23 protein-coding genes are annotated in these 19,285 nt (G+C 67.3%); 7 read left to right on the top strand and 16 right to left on the bottom strand.

The genetic code is table 11. From position 1 onward, the window contains the following. The first annotated feature begins 191 nt into the window (after positions 1-191). The gene (locus T8K17_RS15380) at positions 192-398 is read left to right on the top strand and encodes a hypothetical protein (RefSeq protein WP_322330617.1); all 207 of its coding nucleotides are present in this window, start codon (positions 192-194) and stop codon (positions 396-398) included. A 57-nt stretch (positions 399-455) separates the two neighbouring features. Here T8K17_RS15380 and mdoH read toward each other — a convergent pair whose 3' ends face one another. Continuing rightward, positions 456-2,228, bottom strand: coding sequence for a glucans biosynthesis glucosyltransferase MdoH (gene mdoH / locus T8K17_RS15375; protein ID WP_322330616.1), 1,773 nt, complete (start codon positions 2,226-2,228; stop codon positions 456-458). A gap of 191 nt (positions 2,229-2,419) precedes the next feature. On the opposite strand from mdoH, the gene T8K17_RS15370 reads away from it, so the two are divergent. Then, entirely contained in the window at positions 2,420-3,055 is a 636-nt protein-coding gene (locus T8K17_RS15370; protein ID WP_322330615.1) for a glutathione S-transferase family protein, read from the top strand. Between the two features lie 6 nt (positions 3,056-3,061). Here the strand turns inward: T8K17_RS15370 and T8K17_RS15365 are convergent, their stop codons facing one another. The 7 genes from T8K17_RS15365 to T8K17_RS15335 all read right to left on the bottom strand — a co-directional run bounded on the left by T8K17_RS15365 (position 3,062) and on the right by T8K17_RS15335 (position 9,213). After that, positions 3,062-3,421 (bottom strand): iron-sulfur cluster assembly accessory protein, encoded by a 360-nt coding sequence (locus T8K17_RS15365; RefSeq protein ID WP_322330614.1) that lies wholly within the window; start codon positions 3,419-3,421, stop codon positions 3,062-3,064. Between the two features lie 77 nt (positions 3,422-3,498). Beyond that, entirely contained in the window at positions 3,499-3,897 is a 399-nt protein-coding gene (locus tag T8K17_RS15360) for an SUF system Fe-S cluster assembly protein (RefSeq protein WP_416153117.1), read from the bottom strand. A 28-nt stretch (positions 3,898-3,925) separates the two neighbouring features. After that, positions 3,926-5,173 (bottom strand): cysteine desulfurase, encoded by a 1,248-nt coding sequence (locus T8K17_RS15355; RefSeq protein ID WP_322330613.1) that lies wholly within the window; start codon positions 5,171-5,173, stop codon positions 3,926-3,928. Between the two features lie 2 nt (positions 5,174-5,175). Continuing rightward, on the bottom strand, positions 5,176-6,471 hold the full coding sequence (gene sufD / locus T8K17_RS15350; RefSeq protein ID WP_322330612.1) for a Fe-S cluster assembly protein SufD: 1,296 nt from the start codon (positions 6,469-6,471) through the stop codon (positions 5,176-5,178). A gap of 10 nt (positions 6,472-6,481) precedes the next feature. Further along, the gene (sufC, locus tag T8K17_RS15345; protein ID WP_416153116.1) at positions 6,482-7,237 is read right to left on the bottom strand and encodes a Fe-S cluster assembly ATPase SufC; all 756 of its coding nucleotides are present in this window, start codon (positions 7,235-7,237) and stop codon (positions 6,482-6,484) included. 24 nt (positions 7,238-7,261) lie between these two features. Further along, on the bottom strand, positions 7,262-8,719 hold the full coding sequence (sufB, locus tag T8K17_RS15340) for a Fe-S cluster assembly protein SufB (protein ID WP_322330611.1): 1,458 nt from the start codon (positions 8,717-8,719) through the stop codon (positions 7,262-7,264). Between the two features lie 23 nt (positions 8,720-8,742). Beyond that, positions 8,743-9,213: an SUF system Fe-S cluster assembly regulator gene (locus T8K17_RS15335; RefSeq protein WP_416153115.1), complete on the bottom strand. Its 471-nt coding sequence runs from the start codon at positions 9,211-9,213 to the stop codon at positions 8,743-8,745. Between the two features lie 214 nt (positions 9,214-9,427). On the opposite strand from T8K17_RS15335, the gene T8K17_RS15330 reads away from it, so the two are divergent. Then, positions 9,428-10,303 carry a DMT family transporter gene (locus T8K17_RS15330; protein WP_322330609.1) on the top strand — a complete coding sequence of 292 codons (876 nt, stop codon included), beginning with the start codon at positions 9,428-9,430 and terminating at the stop codon, positions 10,301-10,303. 156 nt (positions 10,304-10,459) lie between these two features. On the opposite strand, the gene T8K17_RS15325 is transcribed toward T8K17_RS15330, so the two are convergent. Both T8K17_RS15325 and fliI read right to left on the bottom strand, forming a co-directional pair. Continuing rightward, entirely contained in the window at positions 10,460-10,885 is a 426-nt protein-coding gene (locus T8K17_RS15325; protein WP_322330608.1) for a flagellar FliJ family protein, read from the bottom strand. Positions 10,886-10,898: 13 nt separating this feature from the next. Beyond that, positions 10,899-12,239 carry a flagellar protein export ATPase FliI gene (gene fliI / locus T8K17_RS15320; RefSeq protein ID WP_322330607.1) on the bottom strand — a complete coding sequence of 447 codons (1,341 nt, stop codon included), beginning with the start codon at positions 12,237-12,239 and terminating at the stop codon, positions 10,899-10,901. A gap of 146 nt (positions 12,240-12,385) precedes the next feature. Between fliI and ctrA the strand changes: the two genes are divergently transcribed. Further along, positions 12,386-13,084 (top strand): response regulator transcription factor CtrA, encoded by a 699-nt coding sequence (gene ctrA, locus T8K17_RS15315; RefSeq protein WP_322330606.1) that lies wholly within the window; start codon positions 12,386-12,388, stop codon positions 13,082-13,084. A 68-nt stretch (positions 13,085-13,152) separates the two neighbouring features. Here ctrA and T8K17_RS15310 read toward each other — a convergent pair whose 3' ends face one another. The 5 genes from T8K17_RS15310 to T8K17_RS15290 all read right to left on the bottom strand — a co-directional run bounded on the left by T8K17_RS15310 (position 13,153) and on the right by T8K17_RS15290 (position 16,869). Then, positions 13,153-13,989 (bottom strand): protein-glutamate O-methyltransferase, encoded by an 837-nt coding sequence (locus T8K17_RS15310; RefSeq protein ID WP_322334967.1) that lies wholly within the window; start codon positions 13,987-13,989, stop codon positions 13,153-13,155. Next, positions 13,986-15,161 (bottom strand): chemotaxis response regulator protein-glutamate methylesterase, encoded by a 1,176-nt coding sequence (locus T8K17_RS15305; protein ID WP_322330605.1) that lies wholly within the window; start codon positions 15,159-15,161, stop codon positions 13,986-13,988. The genes T8K17_RS15310 and T8K17_RS15305 overlap by 4 nt, the downstream gene beginning before the upstream one ends. Then, positions 15,161-15,526: a response regulator gene (locus tag T8K17_RS15300; RefSeq protein ID WP_322330604.1), complete on the bottom strand. Its 366-nt coding sequence runs from the start codon at positions 15,524-15,526 to the stop codon at positions 15,161-15,163. Before T8K17_RS15300 ends, T8K17_RS15305 begins: the two co-directional genes overlap by 1 nt. 61 nt (positions 15,527-15,587) lie before the next feature. After that, on the bottom strand, positions 15,588-16,094 hold the full coding sequence (locus T8K17_RS15295; RefSeq protein WP_416153114.1) for a chemotaxis protein CheW: 507 nt from the start codon (positions 16,092-16,094) through the stop codon (positions 15,588-15,590). 163 nt (positions 16,095-16,257) lie between these two features. Next, positions 16,258-16,869 carry a histidine phosphotransferase family protein gene (locus tag T8K17_RS15290; protein WP_322330603.1) on the bottom strand — a complete coding sequence of 204 codons (612 nt, stop codon included), beginning with the start codon at positions 16,867-16,869 and terminating at the stop codon, positions 16,258-16,260. A 122-nt stretch (positions 16,870-16,991) separates the two neighbouring features. Here T8K17_RS15290 and T8K17_RS15285 point away from each other — a divergent pair, with 122 nt between their 5' ends. Both T8K17_RS15285 and T8K17_RS15280 read left to right on the top strand, forming a co-directional pair. Then, positions 16,992-17,174 (top strand): DUF3553 domain-containing protein, encoded by a 183-nt coding sequence (locus T8K17_RS15285; protein WP_322330602.1) that lies wholly within the window; start codon positions 16,992-16,994, stop codon positions 17,172-17,174. 11 nt (positions 17,175-17,185) lie between these two features. After that, positions 17,186-17,923, top strand: a complete 738-nt coding sequence (locus T8K17_RS15280; RefSeq protein WP_322330601.1) for a Rossmann-like domain-containing protein — start codon at positions 17,186-17,188, stop codon at positions 17,921-17,923. On the opposite strand, the gene T8K17_RS15275 is transcribed toward T8K17_RS15280, so the two are convergent. After that, a complete protein-coding gene (locus T8K17_RS15275) occupies positions 17,914-18,432 on the bottom strand; it encodes a helix-turn-helix domain-containing protein (RefSeq protein WP_322330600.1) in 519 nt (172 codons plus the stop codon). The two genes, T8K17_RS15280 and T8K17_RS15275, sit on opposite strands and share 10 nt — an antisense overlap. 137 nt (positions 18,433-18,569) lie before the next feature. On the opposite strand from T8K17_RS15275, the gene bdcA reads away from it, so the two are divergent. After that, positions 18,570-19,283, top strand: a complete 714-nt coding sequence (gene bdcA, locus T8K17_RS15270; protein ID WP_322330599.1) for an SDR family oxidoreductase — start codon at positions 18,570-18,572, stop codon at positions 19,281-19,283. The last annotated feature ends 2 nt before the right edge of the window (positions 19,284-19,285 follow it).

Here is a 19,285-nt window from a genome sequence, read left to right as displayed (position 1 = left end):
TCCGTTAAGTCGTTCTAAACTCGGGAACATTCGGAACAGGAAACCGAATGCCCCGTCATGCGTTCAGGAATTGGGCACGGCAATTCGGAATTTCCTTCGGCCGTGCACCGTCAGTGTCAAGTGAGGCACGAGACGGATCCCCGCCTCGGTGCCGCCACCACCCGCCAGAAAGGGCAGGCTTTATGTCTTCCGTGGACGTTGACTTACTGAGTGCGCTCGACGACGCCGCCAACCCGCTGACCCCGCCTCCGGCGCCGATGCCGATGCCGGCGCGCGAAGTGCGCACCGTCGGCGGTCTGATGATCACGGCGATGTCCGGTTTCCGCCCCTTCGCCCCTGCCGCCCTGCCGCAGCATGCGGTCGCGACGGCCGTCGAGACCCCCTCCTCCCGCCGGTAAGTCCGGCCCGGCGCCGGCCTCCCCGGCCCGCGCCCGGCGCCGTTGCGCGCCACCGCCCTACCCGCCATCGGTCAAGACCCGCGGCGGGTGAACTTCTTCCGGAATCAGGAACAGCCTGGCCCGCCGCAGCGCCGCCCCAAGCCTGGGGGAGCTCCCGGCGAGGGTGAGCGGCGCCGACAGCACCAGTCCGGCGATCACCGGCGAGGCCACCGCCAACGCCTCCAGCGACGCCCAGCCGATCGCCACGGCGGCAATCACCCCGATCAGCATGTGCATGCCGTGGGCCCGCAGCACCTCGCCCAGGGCCGCCTGCTCGCCGGTGCGCTGCCCCGGTTTCCAGCCGCTGGACGCGCCGGCCAGGATCTCGCCGACGAAGCGGGTGTGCAGCAGCATCATCACCGGCGCGCTAAGGGTGCTGAACACCATCTCCATCAGCATGCTGCCGAGCAGCGCGAAGAACCCGCCATGGCCACGGCGCAACTCGCCGTCAGCCATCACCAGCAGCGTGCCGATGATCTTGGGCAGGAACAGCATGCCCAGGGACACCCCCACCAGAATCCAGGGATTGGCGTCCACCACCGGGGGCAGCGAGACCGGCGCCACGCCGGACAGCGCCGCCATGCCCGGTGCGCGGGACAGCAGGCCGACCGCGCCGGCGATCAGGAACAGCATCCAGATCGGCGAGGCGAGATAGGCGAGCGCCCCCATGAAGAAGTGCAGCCGGTTGGTCCAGCCGATGCCGTCGGCGACGAGAAGCTGCATGTGCTGCAGGTTGCCCTGGCACCAGCGCCGGTCGCGGGCCGCATGGGCCAGTAGGCTGGGCGGCGGCTCCTCGAAGCTGCCCAGGCGGTCGGCCACCACCTTCACCGACCAGCCGCCCCGGTGCAGCATCGCCGCCTCGACGAAATCGTGGCTCAGGATCTCCCCACCCAGCGGCGCGTTGCCCGGCAGTGCCGCCAGGCCGCAGCATTCCGCGAAGGCCGCCATGCGGATCATGGCGTTGTGCCCCCAATAGGTGGCGCTGTCGCCCATCAGCAGGCGCACGCCCTCGGCCGAGGCCTGGCCGTAGACCGAAGTGGCGAACTGCTGCATGCGGCCGAACGGCGTGGTGCCGCGCACCGGGCGCACCCAGGTCTGCACCAGGGCGAGCTTCGGATCGGCGTCAAGCTCGTCGGCCAGGCGCTGGACCGTCGGTCCGTCCATGCGGCTGTCGGCGTCGAGGATCAGGGCGAATTCGTAGGCGCCGCCCCAGGTCTCCACGAAGTCCTGGATGTTGCCGGCCTTGCGCCCGTGGTTGTCCTTGCGCTGGCGGTAGAAGATCCGGTCGGCCGCGTCGTATTTCGCCCTCAGGCGGCGGCAGACGGCGATCTCCTCGGTGACCTTCTCCTCGCTGCGGGTGTCGCTCAGGATGAACAGGTGGAACCCGTTCAGCCGCGCCTCGGCGCTGAGCGAGGCGAACATGCGGTCGAGCCCCGCTTCCACCGCCTCGGGGTCCTCCTCGTAGATCGGGATCGCCACGGCCAGCCGGCGGCCGACCACCCGGTCCGAGTGGGGCGCCCGGCTGCGCCGGCTGATCGCCAGGGAGACGGCGCCGATCAGCGAGAGACTGAAATTGGCCGAGATCCAGGCGGTCAGGATCGCGAACAGCCCGACCAGCAGCCACTGGTACGGCCCGACGATCGACTGGGAGATGTAGTCGTGGAATTCCAGCGTGATGCCGATCGTGAGCGCGAAGGTCATGGCGGCGCAGAGCACCGACAGGACGAGCGGTCGGACCCGGCCATGGCCGGTCTTGGTCGCGGGCGGGGTTGGCGGGGGTCGGTTGGACATGGACTAGGGTCACTCGTGGCGAACACAGGCGCATCCCCGCCGCCGTCTCGCGGCAGCGGAACACCCTAGTCAGACGCCGGGATGGCGTGTGTTATTCCCATGGCAGCGGATCTCGACCGGTTTGCCGCCGGAGCCGTCCGCGCGTCCCGCCCCTCCCCTCACCATCTCCATGACGAGAAAGGGATTGTTCGATGGTCCACACGCTCTACTGGGGCAGCCATACCGGATCCCTGGCGCCGCTCTGCCTGATGATCGAGGGCGGGGTGCCGCACGACACGGTCCAGGTCCGCACCAAGGAGCGCGAACACAAGGCCGCCGCGTATATCCGGAATGTCCACCCGCTCGGCACGGTGCCGGCGCTGCGGCTGCCCGACGGCAGGGTGCTCCTGGAATCGGCAGCCATGGTGCTGTACCTGGCCGAGCTCGTCCCCACCCTGGCGCCGCCGCCGGGGGCCGCCGATCGGCCGATGTTTCTGCAATGGGTCGCCTACGGGTCGGCCACGCTCTACCCCACCTATCAGCGGATCTACCATATCGAGGACATGGTGCCCGAAGAGGCGGCGCGGCCGGCCGCCAAGGACCTGGCGGTCTCCGCTCTATCGCCGCGGTGGGGCGTCGTGGAAGAGGCGCTGGGCGCCGACGGGCCGTTCCTGTTCGGGGAGACGCCGAGCGCGGCGGACGTCTATCTGGCGATGCTCGCCCTGTGGCATCCGCACCCGGACAGGTTGTCGGCAGGCTGCCCGAAGGTGGCGGCGATGAAGAAGGCGGTGTGGCAGATGCCGTCGATGCAGCAGGCCCTGACAGTGCACGGCCTGCCGACGGAGTAGGACGCCTTACTGGGCGGCGGCGACGCTGAAGCTCTCGCCGCAGCCGCAGCGGCCGGTCTCGTTCGGATTGTTGAACACGAAGCCGGAGAACATCTTGTCCTCGGTGTAGTCCATCTCCGAGCCGAGGATGAACATGATCGCGGTCGGGTCGATGAAGATCTTCACGCCCTTGTCCTCGACCACATCCTCCATCCGCTTCCGCTCCTTGGCGTACTCGACGATGTAGGACAGGCCCGAGCAGCCGGTGTTCTTCACGCCGACGCGCAGGCCGATGACGCCGTCGTCGCCGGCATTCTCCATCAGCTTGCGAACCCGCGCCGCGGCGGCTTCGGTCAGGGTGATCGGGGCTTTTCCGGGTTGGAACATCGATCTCACCTAAGGTTTGGGCAGCCTTTGACGCTCAAAGCCTGCGCTCACGTCCTCACCGTACAGGTGGGGATAGTTTAGAACATGTCCAGGAGCAGTCGAGCCTCTTCGCTCATCCGGTCCTTGGTCCAGGGCGGATCCCAGACCAGAATCACCTGGACCTCGCCCACGCCGTCGGCCTTGGCGACGGCGTCGGCCACCATTTTCGGCATCTCGCCGGCCACCGGGCAGGCCGGCGCCGTCAGGGTCATCTCGATCTTCACCGTGCCGTCGTCGAACCGCTCGATGTCGTAGATCAGTCCCAGATCGTACAGGTTCACCGGGATTTCCGGGTCGTGCACGGTCTTCAGCGCCTCGATCACCGCCTGCTCGTCGGCCGGTCCCTTGGGATCGTCCAGCGGCGCGCCGGCCTGGGCCATGCCGTCGGGTCCGACGGTGCCGGGCATGAAGTCGTGCAGGCCGAGTTCGTGATTCATGACGAGGTCCATCCTCAGGCGGTCCGGCTCAGGCGAAGATCTGGCGCACTTTGTCGAGGGCCTCGACCAGCACGTCGATCTCCTCGCGGGTGTTGTACAGGGCGAAGCTGGCCCGGGTGGTCGAGCCGACGTCGTAGAAATCCATCAGCGGCTGGGCACAGTGATGGCCGGCGCGCACCGCCACCCCCTGCTGGTCGACGATGGTGGCGATATCGTGCGGGTGGGCGTAGTCCAGGGTGAACGTCACCAGCGACACCTTCCCCGCGGCGGTGCCCAGCATGGTCAGCCCCTCGACCGAGGCCAGCTTCTGGGTGGCGTAGTTCAACAGGTCGCGCTCGTGCTCGGCGATCCGGTCGAGACCGATGCCGGTCACGTAGTCGATCGCGGCGGCCAGGCCGATCGCCTGGGCGATCGCCGGGGTCCCGGCCTCGAACTTCGCCGGCAGGTCGGCCCATTCGCTCTTCTCGATCGAGACCGAGGAGATCATGTCGCCGCCGCCCTGATACGGCGGCATGGCGTCGAGCACGCTCTCCTTGCCGTACAGCACGCCGATGCCCGAAGGGCCGTAGAGCTTGTGCCCGGTGAAGCAGTAGAAGTCGCAGTCCAGATCTTGGACATCGACGCCGATATGCTGCACCGCCTGGCTGCCGTCGAGCAGCACGGTGGCCCCCGCCTCGTGGGCGAGCCGGGTGAGCTCCTTGACCGGCACCACGGTGCCCAGGACGTTGGAGACGTGGCAGACGGCGACCAGCTTGGTGCGGTCGGTCAGCATCTCCTTGAAGGCCGCCATGTCGAAGGCCCCGCCCTCGCCCGGCTTCACCGCCTTCAGCACCAGCCCCTTCTCGTCGCGCAGCATCTGCCACGGCACGATGTTGGAGTGGTGCTCCATGTAGGTGATGACGATCTCGTCGCCCGGCTGCAGGTTCTTGCGGCCCCAGCTCGAGGCGACCAGGTTGATCGCCTCGGTGGTGTTGCGGGTGAAGACGATCTCGGCCGTCGAAGCGGCGTTCAGAAAGCCGCGCACGGTCTCGCGGGCACCCTCGTAATCGTCGGTGGCCTTCTCGCTCATATAGTGGAGGCCGCGGTGCACGTTGGCGTAGCCGCTGCTGTACACCTCGGAGATCCGGTCGATCACTTGGCGCGGCTTCTGGGCCGACGCACCGTTGTCCAGATAGACCAGGGGCTTGCCGTGCACCGTCGTCGACAGGATCGGGAAGTCGGCCCGGTACCGGGCGACGTCGTAGGCTGCGTTTCCGGTTGCACTACCTTCCGGCATGGTCACGCCCCTTCGCTGGCCGGCGCGCCGGCAATGTGCTTCTGCATCCAGTCAGCCGCCGCCGTCCGGAACGCCTCGCGCACCGGCTCGCGCTGGATCTGGTCGATCGCCTCGTCCACATAGGCCGCCACCAGCATCGCGCGGGCCCGCTCCTTGGGAATGCCGCGGGCCATCAGGTAGAAGAGCTGATCGTCCTCCAGCTCGCCGACCGTGGCGCCGTGGCTGCACTTCACGTCGTCGGCGTAGATCTCCAGCTCCGGCTTGGAGTTGATCTCCGCCTCGCGGGACAACAGCAGCGCCCGGTTCATCTGGTAGCCGTCGGTCTTCTGCGCGTCCGGGCGGACCAGGATCTTGCCCTGGAACACGCCATGCGACCGCTCGGCCAGCACGCCCTTGTACAGCTCGTGGCTGGCGCAATCGGGTTCGGCATGGTCGATGAAGGTCGTCGTATCCAGGTGCTGGTCGCCGCTGGCGAGGTAGCCGCCGTTGATCCGGTACTCGATATGCCGGCCGGCCAGGGTGGCGCGGATCTCGTTGCGGGCGAGCCGGGCGCCGGTGGACAGAGCGAAATTGTCGTAGGTGCTGCTGTCGGCGCAGCGCACCGCCGTCATGGCGATGTGGAAGGCCTCGCCGCCCTCGGCCTGGAGTTTGTAGTGGCCCAGGCGGGCATCCTTGCCGACCACGATCTCGCTGACCGCGTTGTTCACATAGGCGCCGCCGCCGGTGTGGATCTCCACCAGATCGGCCATGGCCCCGTCTTCCGCCACCACCAGCAGGCGCGGATGGGCCGCCACCGTCTCGCCGTCGGCGCGGGTGTCGACCAACAGCAGGATCGGGGTCTCGACCGTCGCGCCCTTGCGGATGCGCAGGGCGACGCCGCCGGTAAAGGCACCGGTATTGATCGCGGTGAACGGATGGGCGGCGACCTCCGCCACCGTGCCGAGCGTCTGCGAGACCCAGGCCGGCGCGTCTTCCGGATCGGCGAGGCCGACCAGATCGACGCCGTCCGGCAGGTCGCCGGCATGAGTCAGCATGCCGTTCGACAGGTGCAGCTCGACCGCCTCCAGCCCGGCGAACGCGGCCGGACGGGCGATCTCGGCGGTGCCGGTCGCGGCCACCGGCTCCAGGGCCTTCAGCGCGTTGAGGTTGGTGAACTTCCACGCCTCGCTGCGCACGCCGGGCAGGCCCGCGCGCTCGGCGTTCTCCACCGCCTTGCGGCGCAGCTTGGTCAGCCACTGCGACCCGCCCTCGGTCTTGGGCGTGGCGGTCAGCAGCGCAAGGGTTGATTTGTCAGCCATATCGGTCCCTTCAGGCCGCCGCCTCAACGAAATCGGCATAGCCGTTCTGCTCCAGCTCCAACGCCAGCTCCTTGCCGCCGGTCTTCTGGATGCGGCCATGGGCGAGCACGTGGATCACATCCGGCTCGATATGGTTCAGCAGCCGCTGGTAATGGGTGATGACCAGCATCGAGCGGTTGTCGGCGCGCAGGGCGTTCACCCCCTCCGAGACGACCTTCAGCGCGTCGATGTCGAGGCCGCTGTCGGTCTCGTCCAGGATGCAGAATTTCGGCTCCAGTACCGCCATTTGCAGGATCTCGTTTCGCTTCTTCTCGCCGCCGGAGAAGCCGACATTGACGGCGCGCTTCAGCATGTCGTCGGTCACGCCGAGGGTCTTGGCCTTGGCGCGGACCATCTTCAGGAAGCCCATGGCGTCGATCTCGTCCTCGCCGACTGCCTTGCGCCGGGCGTTCACCGCCTCGCGCAGGAAGGTCATGCCGGTCACGCCCGGAAGCTCCACCGGATACTGCATGGCGAGGAACACGCCGGCGACCGCCCGCTCGTCCGCTTCCATCTCCAGAAGATCCTGGCCGTCCAAGAGGATGGAGCCGTCGGTGACCTCGTAGCCTTCGCGGCCGGCCAGCACGTAGCTCAGGGTGCTCTTGCCGGAGCCGTTGGGGCCCATGATCGCGTGGATCGTGCCCGGTTCGATCGACAGGTCGATCCCTTTCAGGATTGGCTTACCATCGACTGTTGCATGGAGATTTTTGATATCTAACAGTGCCATAGCGTATTTTCCTCACGCGCCGTATTAGCCGACGCTGCCTTCCAGGCTGATGCCGATGAGCTTCTGCGCCTCGACGGCGAACTCCATCGGCAGTTCCTTCATGACTTCCTTGCAGAAGCCGTTGACGATCAGGCCCACCGCGTCCTCGGTCGAGAGACCGCGGGACATGCAGTAGAAAAGCTGATCCTCGCTGATCTTCGAGGTGGTGGCCTCGTGCTCGATCCGGGCGGACGGGTTCTTGCTCTCGATATACGGGACCGTGTGGGCGCCGCACTTGTCGCCGATCAGCAGGCTGTCGCACTGGGTGAAGTTGCGCGCCCCGTCGGCCCGCTTCCCCACGCGCACCAGGCCGCGATAGGTGTTGTCGGCCCGGCCGGCGCTGATGCCCTTGGAGATGATCGTGGAGCGGGTGTTCTTGCCCAGGTGGATCATCTTGGTGCCGGTATCGGCCTGCTGGGCGTTGTTGGTGATGGCGACGGAGTAGAACTCGCCGACGCTGTCGTCGCCCTGCAGGATGCAGCTCGGATACTTCCAGGTGATGGCCGAGCCGGTCTCGACCTGGGTCCAGGAGATCTTCGAGCGCTTGCCGCGGCACGCGCCGCGCTTGGTCACGAAGTTGTAGATCCCGCCCTTGCCGTTCTCGTCACCCGGATACCAGTTCTGCACGGTGGAGTACTTGATCTCCGCATCGTCCAGGGCGACCAGCTCGACCACGGCGGCGTGCAGCTGGTTCTCGTCGCGCTGCGGCGCGGTGCAGCCCTCCAGATAGGAGACGTAGCTGCCCTCGTCGGCGACGATCAGGGTGCGCTCGAACTGCCCGGTATTCTGGGCGTTGATCCGGAAATACGTCGACAGCTCCATCGGGCAGCGCACGCCCTTGGGGATGTAGACGAAGCTGCCATCGGTGAAGACGGCGCTGTTCAGGCAGGCGAAGAAGTTGTCGGCGGCCGGCACGACCGAGCCGAGATAGCGCTTCACCAGCTCGGGATGGGTGCGCACCGCCTCGGAGATCGAGCAGAACACGACGCCGTGCTTCTCCAGCTCCTTCTTGTAGGTGGTGGCCACGGACACGCTGTCGAACACCGCGTCGACGGCCACCACGCCGGCCAGGATCTCCTGCTCCTTGAGCGGGATGCCGAGCTTCTCGTAGGTCGCCAGCAGTTCCGGGTCGACCTCGTCCAGCGAGTTCAGCTTCGGCTTCTGGGTCGGAGCGGCGTAGTAGTACAGGTCCTGGTAGTCGATCGGCGGATAGCCGACCTTGGCCCAGTTCGGCTCCTTCATCTGCTGCCACTGCTGGAACGCCTTCAGGCGCCATTCCAGCAGCCATTCCGGCTCTTCCTTCTTGGCCGAGATGAAGCGGATGGTGGTCTCGTCGAGCCCCTTCGGCGCCATGTCCATGTCGATTTCGGTCACGAATCCGTGCTTGTAGGCACGGCCGGTGACTTCCTCGACTTGGCGGACGGTATCGGCTGTGGCAGCCATCCTTCTCTCTCCCAGTCCTGATCTCAGGCGTTCTGCAGGCTCGGCTGCGGGGCGGCTGCCCCCTCGGCCGAACGGTCCGGGAACATCTCTTCCGGATCCATCATGTCTGCAAGCGTTACGGCATCCAGGGCGGCATGGATCGCGGCGTTCACCCGGTTCCAGTTGCCCCGCATGAAGCAGGAATGCTCCACCTCGCAGCTTTCTTCCGCCCCGTCGACGCAGGCGGTCAGCGCGATCGGCCCCTCCAGGGCCTGAATAATCTCGGTCATGCTCACCGCCGAAGCCGGCCGGTCGAGCGAATAGCCGCCCTTGGCCCCGCGATGGGCGGTCACCAGGGAGGCGTGGGTCATGATCTTGAGGATCTTCGACACGGAGGGAAGCGGCACCCCGGTCGATTCCGACAGGGCCGCAGACGTGCGCACGCGGCCGACGTCATGGGCCATGTGGCCCAGGATGACGATCGCGTAATCCGTCATGCGATTAAGTCGCAACATCACAAACCGTACCTTTCCAGTACGGTATAGATAGGCCGCCCCTCCCGCCGGGTCAACGGGAATGAGGACCGGAATGGTTCAGTATTGGCTCGGCGGGTCTGCAGCGGCAGCGGAAGATTGCCGGATCGCGGGCCCGGCGCAGAGGTTCCGGAGGCCGGCTTGACGGCGCATCCCCGCGGGTGTCTTCTCCTCGACCCACCGATGGAGCCCTCCCTTGGCCATCCCGTCCCTTCCGCTTCAGAAGAACGTGCTCAAGGCCGTGCTGTGGATGATGGGCGCGCTGGTCTCGTTCACCACGATGGCGCTGGCCGCACGCGAGCTGACCCATGAGATGTCGGTGTTCCAGGCGCTCAGCTTCCGCAGCATCATCTGCGTCGCCGTCCTCACCGCCATCGCCGCCTTCAACCGGTTCGAGGGCGTGCGGACCGACAAGATCGGCCTGCATCTGTCGCGGAACGTCATCCATTTCGCCGGCCAGTTCGGCTGGGTCTACGGGCTCAGCCTGCTGCCCCTGGCGGCGGTGTTCTCCATCGAGTTCACGGTGCCGATCTGGACCGCGATCATGGCGGCCCTATTTCTCGGCGAACCGTTCACCCGCTGGCGGATGATCTCCGTGGCCATGGGGTTCGTCGGCATCCTGATCGTCGTGCGGCCGGGCGCGGCGATGATCGACGTGGCCGCCTTCGCCGTTCTGGCGGCGGCCATGGCCTATGCGGCGACCTTCGTGTTCACCCGGCACATGGCCTCCACCGAGCGCCCTTTCACGATCGTCTTTTGGATGAACCTGATCCAGTTGCCGCTCGGCCTGATCCCGGCGATGACGATGTGGGTGACGCCGTCGCCGGAGAACTACTTCTGGATCGCCGCCATCGGCCTCGGCGGGCTGTGCTCGCACTGGTGCGTCGCCCATGCCATGCGCCACGCGGACGCGGCGGTGGTGGCGCCGATGGACTTCATCCGGCTGCCGATCATCGCGGTGATCGGGTTCATGTTCTACGACGAGCCGTGGAACCCCTACGTGCTGGCCGGCGGCGTGCTGATCTTCGCGGGCAACATGGTGAACCTCTGGGGCGAGCGGCGTAGGCGCTAGGGGTACTTCTTTTCCACTCATACCTCACTCCCCGGATTTATTCCGGGGCAAGGCCGGGGTTAGACCGGACGTCCAAGGATTCTTTCCGGACGATGAAGCGTCGGATGCCTCGCCCCGGAATAAATCCGGGGAGTGGATCGGTTCAGGGGAAGCCCCCTACAGCCGCTCGTCCTTGCGGCGCAGCAGATTCCCCGCGATCTCGTCGATCTCCATCTGCTCCTTGGCCGCGCGTTCCTTGCGGGCCTTCTCCAGCCGGGCCTGGTGCGCCATCTCGTAGCGCTTCAGCTCGGCGAAGGCCTCGCGGACGATCTCGCGCTGCTCCTCCACCGCCTGCTCGGCCTTGGCGACGACATTGTCGGCCTCCGCGCGGCGCTGGACCAGCCGCCCGGCATAGGCGCCGTAGGCGAACCCGACCAGCCCGGTCTCCTGGGAGGCCACCTGCTGCTCGCGGGCCTGCTCCTCGTCCAGCCCCTGGCGCACAGAGCGCGCATGCGCCAGGCGCTCCTCCAGCATGGCGAGCCGTTTGCGCTTCTCGTCGAGCTGGTTCTCCGACAGTTCGATCAGGGTGTCGAACGGGCGCATGGCTCAGCCGCCCCTACTCCGCGTCGCCCATGGCGACGCCCAGGATCTCGGCCAGCTCGGCATACCCCGCTTCCAGGTCGGCATTGTCGTCCTTGTCCTGGTTCAGGAAGGCCTCCAGCGGCTCGTGATAGCGGATCGCCTCGTCGACCAGCGGGTCGCTGCCCTTGCGGTAGGCGCCGAGCCGGATCATGTCGGCCATGTCCTCGTAGGTCGACATCAGCGCCCGGGCGCGGCGGACCAGGGCGGTCTGCTCGCCGGTATTGCAGTCCGGCATCATGCGGCTGACCGAGCGCAGGATGTTGATCGCCGGATAGCGGCCGCGGTCGGCAATGGCGCGCTCCAGCACCACGTGGCCGTCGAGGATGCCGCGCACCGCGTCGGAGATCGGTTCGTTGTGGTCGTCGCCCTCCACCAGCACGCTGAACAGCCCGGTGATCGAGCCCTCGTCCACCCCGGGCCCGGCCCGCTCCAGCAGCCGCGGCAGCTCGGCGAACACCGTCGGGGTGTAGCCCTTGGAGGCCGGCGGCTCGCCGGTCGCCAGGCCGATCTCGCGCTGGGCCATGGCGAAGCGGGTGACGCTGTCCATCATGCACAGCACCTGCTTACCCCGGTCGCGGAAATACTCGGCCACCGCCAGGGTCAGATAGGCCGCCTGACGGCGCATCAGCGGGCTCTCGTCGGAGGTGGCGACCACCACGACGGAGCGCCGCATGCCCTCCTCGCCCAGATAGTCCTGGATGAACTCCTGCACCTCGCGGCCGCGCTCGCCGATCAGGCCGATGACGAACACGTCGGCATTGGAGAATCGGGCGAGCATCGCCATCAGCACCGATTTGCCGACGCCGGAGCCGGCGAAGATGCCCATGCGCTGGCCGCGGCAAATGGAAATGAACTGGTTGATCGCCCGCACGCCCACGTCGAGCTTGGCGCCGACCCTCCGGCGCCGGTGGGCCGGCGGCGGGCTGTTGCGCAGGGGATAGGCTTCCACCCCTTCCGACAGCGGACCGTGCCCGTCGATCGACTGGCCCATGGCGTCGACCACCCGGCCGAGCCAGGTGTCGTCCGGATAGATCACCGGCTCGGCGTCGGAAATCTGCGCCCGCGAGCCGATGCCGACCCCTTCCAGCGGGCCGAACGGCATGGCCAACGCCCGGCCGTCGCGGAAGCCGACGACCTCGCAGGCGACCATGCGGTTGCCGCGCGCCTGGACGAAACAGCGGTCGCCGATCGACAGGGCACGCTCCACCCCGCCGATCTCCACCATCATCCCCAAAACCGCGGTTACCCGGCCATAGAGACGAAATTCAGGTATTTTTTCAATATCGTTTGCGAGGTGCCTGAGCAGGGTGGCCACGGCCAACTCCTTGATCTGCCGACTTTTCAAAGATTATCACAAGCTTTTCGTAGGCACGAGCGCCGCTGCGGCGTTAACCTTTCTTTTAAGCCATGTCTCTTAAACGTCTGGGTTAATCCCGGGTGGGGATCAAAGGGAGAGAAGCCATGCGCATCCTGCTGGTCGAAGACGAAGACGCGGTCGCTCGCAGCATCGAACTGATGCTCAGCGCCGAAGGCTGGGTGGTGGACCGGGCCGAAGCCGGCGAAGACGGCCTCGAAATCGGGAAGCTGTACGACTACGACATCATCCTGCTCGACCTGATGCTGCCGGACATGGACGGGTACGACGTCCTCAAGCGGCTGCGGCAGGCGCGGGTGAAGACCCCGATTCTGATCCTCTCCGGCCTGTCGGAGCTGGATGCCAAGATCAAGGGCCTCGGCTACGGCGCCGACGACTACGTCACCAAGCCGTTCGACCGCCGCGAGTTGGTCGCCCGCATCCAGGCGATCGTCCGCCGCTCCATGGGCCACAGCGAATCGATCATCGCCACCGGCAAGCTGCAGGTGAACCTGGACAGCCGCTCGGTCGAAGTGGAGGGCCAGCCCCTGCACCTGACCGGCAAGGAATACGGCATTCTGGAGCTGCTCTCGCTGCGCAAGGGCACGACCTTGACCAAGGAAATGTTCCTGAACCATCTCTACAACGGGATGGACGAGCCGGAGCTGAAGATCATCGACGTCTTCATCTGCAAGCTGCGCAAGAAGCTGTCGAACGCCACCGGCGGCGACAACTACATCGAGACGGTCTGGGGCCGCGGCTACGTGCTGCGCGACCCGAACGAGGCGAAGAACAACGCGGCGTAAGCCCTGCCGCGTCCCGCCTTTCTGTTACAGACGCATCGCCGGCCCCCGGCGGTGCGTTTTGCTTTCGGTCAGGCCGTCGCCTTGACCGCCGTCTTCTGGGAGATCCGGTAGACGCCGCGCTGGCCAGGAATCGGCTCGAACCGGTCGGTGATGCCGAGCACCGTCTCCGCCCCGCCGAGATACAGACCGCCGTCCGGCGCCATCTGGTCGGCGATGCCGGCCAGGACCTTGGTCTTGGTCGGCTGGTCGAAATAGATCAGCACGTTGCGGCAGAACACGATGTCGAACTGGCCGAGCATCCGCGGATGGTCGAGCAGGTTGAACTCGCGGTACTGGACCATGTTGCGGATCTTGTCGCTGATCCGCCACTTGTCGCCCTCCTGGGCGAAATACTTCACCAGCATGGTGATCGGCAGGCCGCGCTGGACCTCGAACTGGGAGTAGGTGCCCTGCTTGGCGCGGGTGATGATCTCGGTCGACAGGTCGGTGGCGACGATCTCGAACCGCCAGCCGGCCACCTTGGCGCCGAGCTCGGTCAGCAGCATGGCGATGGAATACGGCTCCTGCCCGCTGGAACAGGCGGCACTCCAGATCCGGATGCGCTTGCTCGCCGCCCGGGTCTTCATCAGCTCCGGCAGCAGGATGTCGCGCAGGTTGTCGAACGGCTTCATGTCGCGGAAGAACAGCGACTCGTTCGTGGTCATCGCGTCGACCACGTCCTTGATCATCTTGTGATCGGCGCGGGCCCGCATGGCGCCGACCAGGGCGTCGATGGAATCCATGCCCCACTTGCGGGCGACCGGCTGCAGCCGGTTCTCCAGCAGATACGCCTTCTCCGCGGTGACAACGAGGCCGGACTGCTCCTTGAGCAGCTTGGCGAGATGCTCGAGATCCGCCGCCTTCATGCCGCCCACCGCGAGGTCTGCCGGTCGATCCAAGAGGCGATCTGATCCAGCGGCAGCACCGCCGTGCAGATGCCGGCCCGGGCCACCGCCCCCGGCATTCCCCAGACCACGCTGGAGGCCTCGTCCTGGGCGATCACGGTGCCGCCGGCATTGACCAGGACTTCCGAGCCCTTCTGCCCGTCATGGCCCATCCCGGTCAGGATCACCGTCAGCGCCTGTCCGCCCCAGGCCTCGACCACGCTGCGCAGCATCGGGTCGACGGCCGGGCGGCAGAAATTCTCCGGCGCGCCCTTGTTCAGCCGCAGCACCACGCCGGTCCCGGAGCGCTCGGCCAGCATGTGGAAGTCGCCGGGAGCGAGGTGCACGCGGCCGGACTGCACCGGCATGCCGTCGGTCGCCTCCACGCATTCCCAGCCCGTGGACCGGGTGATGTGGTCCGCCAGGATCGAGGTGAAGGTCGCCGGCATGTGCTGGGTCAGCAGGATCGGCAGCCGCAGCGTCTTCGGCAGGGCACCGAGCATCTTGAAGAGGGCCTGGGGTCCGCCGGTCGAGCTGCCGATGCACAGCACCTGCGGTGGCCTTCGCCCGGCCGGGCGCAGTTCGATCGCCGGGGCGGCCGGCTTGGCGGCAGGGGCCGCGGCCGCCGGACGGGCCGCCGTGGGGGCCGCGCGGTCGGCGGTGAAACGGGGCCGCGCCGGAGCGCTTGCGCCGGCCCGGCGGCGGCGCGCGGCGGCGAGGGTCTTCACCTTCTCTAGCAGCTCGCGCTTGAACGTCTCGGCGGCGGACAGCTCGCGCATGCTGCTCGGCTTCGGGATGTAGTCCTTCGCCCCCAGCGCCAGCGCCTTCAGCGAGATGTCCGCATTGCGCGCGGTCAGGGTGGAGGCCATGACGACGGGCACGTCGGGATCGATCTTCAGCAGCTCCGGCAGCGCCGTCAGACCGTCCATGCGGGGCATCTCGATATCGAGGACGATGACCTCGATCTTGCCCTTGTCCTTGCCCAGCGTGTTGACCGCCATCTGTCCGTCGCCGACCGAGGCGACGACCTGGACTTCCGGGTCGCTCTCCAGCGACCGGGCGAACAGGCCTCGGATCACGGCGGAATCGTCCACCAGCATGACCCGATACGGGTCGGCGGAACGCGGCGGCTTGGGGGGAGCTGTCAGCACCATCAGATCAACCCCACCTGCTGGAACTTGGTGGCGATGATGTCGCTGTCGAATGGCTTCATGATGTACTCGTTGGCGCCGGAGGATATCGCCTCCTGGATGTGCGAAAGGTCGTTCTCGGTCGTGCAGAACACGACGATCGGGCCGTCGCCGCCGGGCATCTTGCGCAGGGCGCGCAGGAACTCGATCCCGTTCATCACCGGCATGTTCCAGTCGAGCAGCACCGCGTCGGGGAGCTTCCGCTCGCAGGCCTCGAGCGCCTTCTGGCCGTCCTCGGCCTCTTCGATCTCGAACTCCAGACCCTGCAGGATCCGGCGCGCTACCATCCTGACGACTTTCGAATCGTCGACCACCAGACAGGACTTCATCGGCGTCGCCTCGCCGCTCCAGTCGGAGCTTTGCCGTTTCTTATAAAATATCCGCCAAACATCATGCGTGTTCCTGCCCGATGAAGTCGAGAAGATTGGACACGTCGAGGATCACGAGCAGATTGTCCTTGAGCTGGTAGATCCCGACCGAAATCTCGCGGATATGGGACGGCATGGTCGGCGGGTGCGGCTCGAAATTGTCCAGATTCAGCATCAGGACCTCGCCCACGGAATCGACGATCAGGCTGTACAGATCGCCATGATGCTCGACCACGATGCTCATGGTCTTCTGGTCGGCCGGCAGCGGCTCCAGGCCCAGGCGTCGGCGGACATGCACGGCGGTGACGATCCGACCGCGCAGGTTCAGCGATCCGGCGATCTCCGCCGGTGCCAGCGGGATCCGGGTGATGCGCTGCGGCCCGAGCACGTCGTGCACCAGCAGGACCGGGATGCCGAACATCTGGCCGCCGATGGAGATCGACACGAACTGAGCCGTGTCGTCCTCCCCCACGAAGGCCTGGGGAACGCGCGCGTTTCGCACCGTCGAAGGAAGGTTCTCGTTGGCCATTTCCGCCCGTCACTGGACCCGCGGGTCCGGTCGCCAGAATCCGTGGATGTCGCCGTGGAGCACCCTCCACAGCCGCCCGCCCACTTTCTCGCTCGAATGCGGCGGCGACACAAGAAAAGTCGCTGCGTATCGCGGGGAGTCCGACGGCGATCACGGCGGGCGCCTAGACCAGCCGGACGACGAACCGGGGCGGCGCCGCGGAGACGACGTCGTAGCCGATCTCGAACCGGCGGGCGGTTATGCCGACGGTGGCGGGGACCACCAGGACCTCGTCCTCGGGCTCCAGGGTGCCGGCCAGGGCCTGGGCCGCCTTGTCAGAGAGGGCGGCGTCCCGGCCCTCGGCCTCGATGCGGACCTCCTCCGCCGTCGCCGACACCGACACGACGCCGCCGCGCGGCAGGCTTTCGGCCGCCACGACGGCAAGGCCGAGCACCAGCTTGATCACGCCCGGGGCCGGCCGCGCCAGCCCGTCGGCGATGGCGATCCGCGGCTCCAGCTTGCGGTGGGAGAGGTAGTCGGCCAGCACGGGCCGGGCATCGAGGAATTCGATTCCCCCGCCGCTGCCGGCACCGCCGAACGCCATGCGGAAGAAGGTGAGCCGGGCCGCGACCTGATCGACGGAGCCGGCGACCAGGTCCATCGCCTCGGCGCCGACATCGTCGCCGCCGAACTCCCGCACCAGCTCCAACCCGTTGCGCGCCGCCGACGCGGGACCGATCAGATCGTGGAACAGACGGGACAGCAGCAGGTCCAGATGGCGCGGTGAAATGCTCAAAACCGCCTCCTCGGTTGTCGTTCGAAAAGTATCACCACCATACCGCCCTTAAAGGATTCGTTAATGCCCGCATGGAATTCTGTTATCCTTAAAGTGTCGGTGTCAGGGCGTCGGAGAATGACATGCAGTTCCTCAGTCCGGGCGGCTATGTGCGATTGGAGGGGCGTCCCGATTGGGGATTGGGCCAGATCCAGTCGGTGGTGGGCTCCCGCGTGACCGTGAACTTCGAACACGCCGGCAAGCAGCTCATAAACACGGACCGCGCGATGCTCTTGTCCGCGGACGCGTCCAGCACCGCCAACTGACCGACCGCCCCATGCCCCCAAGCCTTCTGGCGTCGGCCCTCGACGGCATCGGCGACGGCGTCGCCGACCGAATCGTCGTGGGTTTCAACTGGACCGCCGTTCAGTGCGGGGCCGCCATCGGCCTCGCCTGGTCGCCGCGCGGCATGGCCGGGGCCCATACCACGGCGGAGACCGGCCGCTATGCCGGACGTCCGCTGGCCGCCCTCGCCCGGCTCTGCCTGACCGACAATCCCTACGAGCGCTCGATCGGGCTGGCCGCCGCCAATGCCTTCTGGAACCGCCCGTCCGAGCGCCTTGGCGAGGGCGACGGCCTGACCCCCTGGGCGGACAATCCGGTCGGCCGCCGCGAAGAGCTGGCGCGCACGGTGATCGTCGGCCGGTTCCCCGGCCTTGACGTTAAGTTCCCCGGCGCCACCGTGGTCGAACTCGACCCGCGCGAGGGCGAAGTCGCCTACGCGGATGCCGGCCCCGTCCTGGTCGCGGCCGTGTCGGTGATCGTCACCGGCTCCACCCTGGTGAACGGCACCGCCGAGACGATCGTCGGCGGCGTGGCGGGCGAGACCCGGATCACCCTGGTCGGCCCCTCGGTGCCGCTCTGCCCCGGCCTGATCGCCGGTCCCGTGCGGCGGCTTGCCGGGTTCGTCGTCACCGAGCCGGACGCCGCTTTCTCCGCCGTCATGGAAGGCGCCGGTGCCAAGACTCTCAAGCGGTTCGGCCGGGCCGTGACCCTCACCGACCCTCAGGCATAGACGGCCGCCGCCGCCCGGACGGCGGCGATCAGCCGATCCTGCCCGATCCCCTGGCGCGCCATCGCCGATAGGCCGGCCATGACGACCAGGGTGTAGTCAGCCAGGCGCTCCGCGTCGTCGGGCCGCTCGCGGGCGATGCGGTCGCGGATCCTGTCCCGTCCGGCCTGCAGGCGCCGGGCGGTGACGGCGATCGCCTCGGCATCGGCGCTGTTCCAGGTTCCGCTCAGCACCATGCAGCCGCAGGGCTGGCCCGGCCGCGTATAGAACCGGGCGGCCTCCTCCAGATAGGCGGGCATCAGGTCCCCAACCGGCGCGTTCCGCTCCAGGAACTCGGCCAGGATTCTGCCGTAGCGGGCCTCATAGGCCGCCACCGCCCGCTCGAACAGGCCGAGCTTGCTGCCGAAGGCGGCGTAGAGGCTGGGTGCCGCGATGCCGATGGCCTCCCCCAGTTCGGCCACCCCCACGCTGTCGTAGCCGCGCGTATGGAACAGCTTCTCGGCGGTTTCCACGGCCGTCTCCTCATCGAAACGGCGCGGCCTGCCTCGCCCGCGGGATTTTTTTGTATCGGTCACTACAAAATTCCCTTGTTTGCCCGCTCCCGGTATTTATATAGCGGTCACTTCATATTTCCTCAAGGAGACCACACGTGTCCATTATCGCCAACAAGCGCGCCCTCGTTCTCGGTGGAAGCCGGGGTATCGGGGCCGCTATCGTCCGCCGGCTGGCCAGCGACGGCGCCGACGTGACCTTCACCTATGCCGGCTCCGCCGAGGCGGCCCAGACCCTCGCGAAGGAAACCGGCGCCAAGGCCGTCCAGTCCGACAGCGCCAGCCGCGACGCCACCCAGCGCACCGTCCGCGAGGCCGGCCCGCTCGACATCCTCGTCGTGAATGCGGGCATCGGACTGATCGGCGAGGCCATCGGGCTCGATCCGGACGAGGTCGACCGCATGATCGACGTCAACATCCGCAGCCCCTATCACGCGTCCGTCGAAGCGGCGAAGACCATGCCCGAGGGCGGCCGGATCGTGATCATCGGCTCGGTCAACGGCGACCGCGTGCCCTTCGCCGGCGGTGCGGCCTACGGCATGACCAAGTCGGCGCTGCAGAGCCTGGCCCGCGGCCTCGCGCGGGAACTGGGACCCCGGGAGATCACCGTCAACGTGGTCCAGCCCGGTCCGATCGACACCGACATGAACCCGGCCGACGGCCCGATGCGCGACGCCATGCACAGCTTCCTGGCGATCAAGCGCCACGGCACCGGGGCGGAGGTCGCCGGCATGGTCGCCTATCTGGTGGGACCGGAGGCGGGCTACGTCACCGGCGCCATGCACACGATCGACGGCGGCTTCGGGGCCTGATC

Origin of the sequence: Thalassobaculum sp. OXR-137 (genome assembly GCF_034377285.1) — a bacterium.
Taxonomy (GTDB): Bacteria; Pseudomonadota; Alphaproteobacteria; order Thalassobaculales; family Thalassobaculaceae; genus Thalassobaculum.
This window is presented reverse-complemented; position numbering and strand designations above follow the sequence as displayed.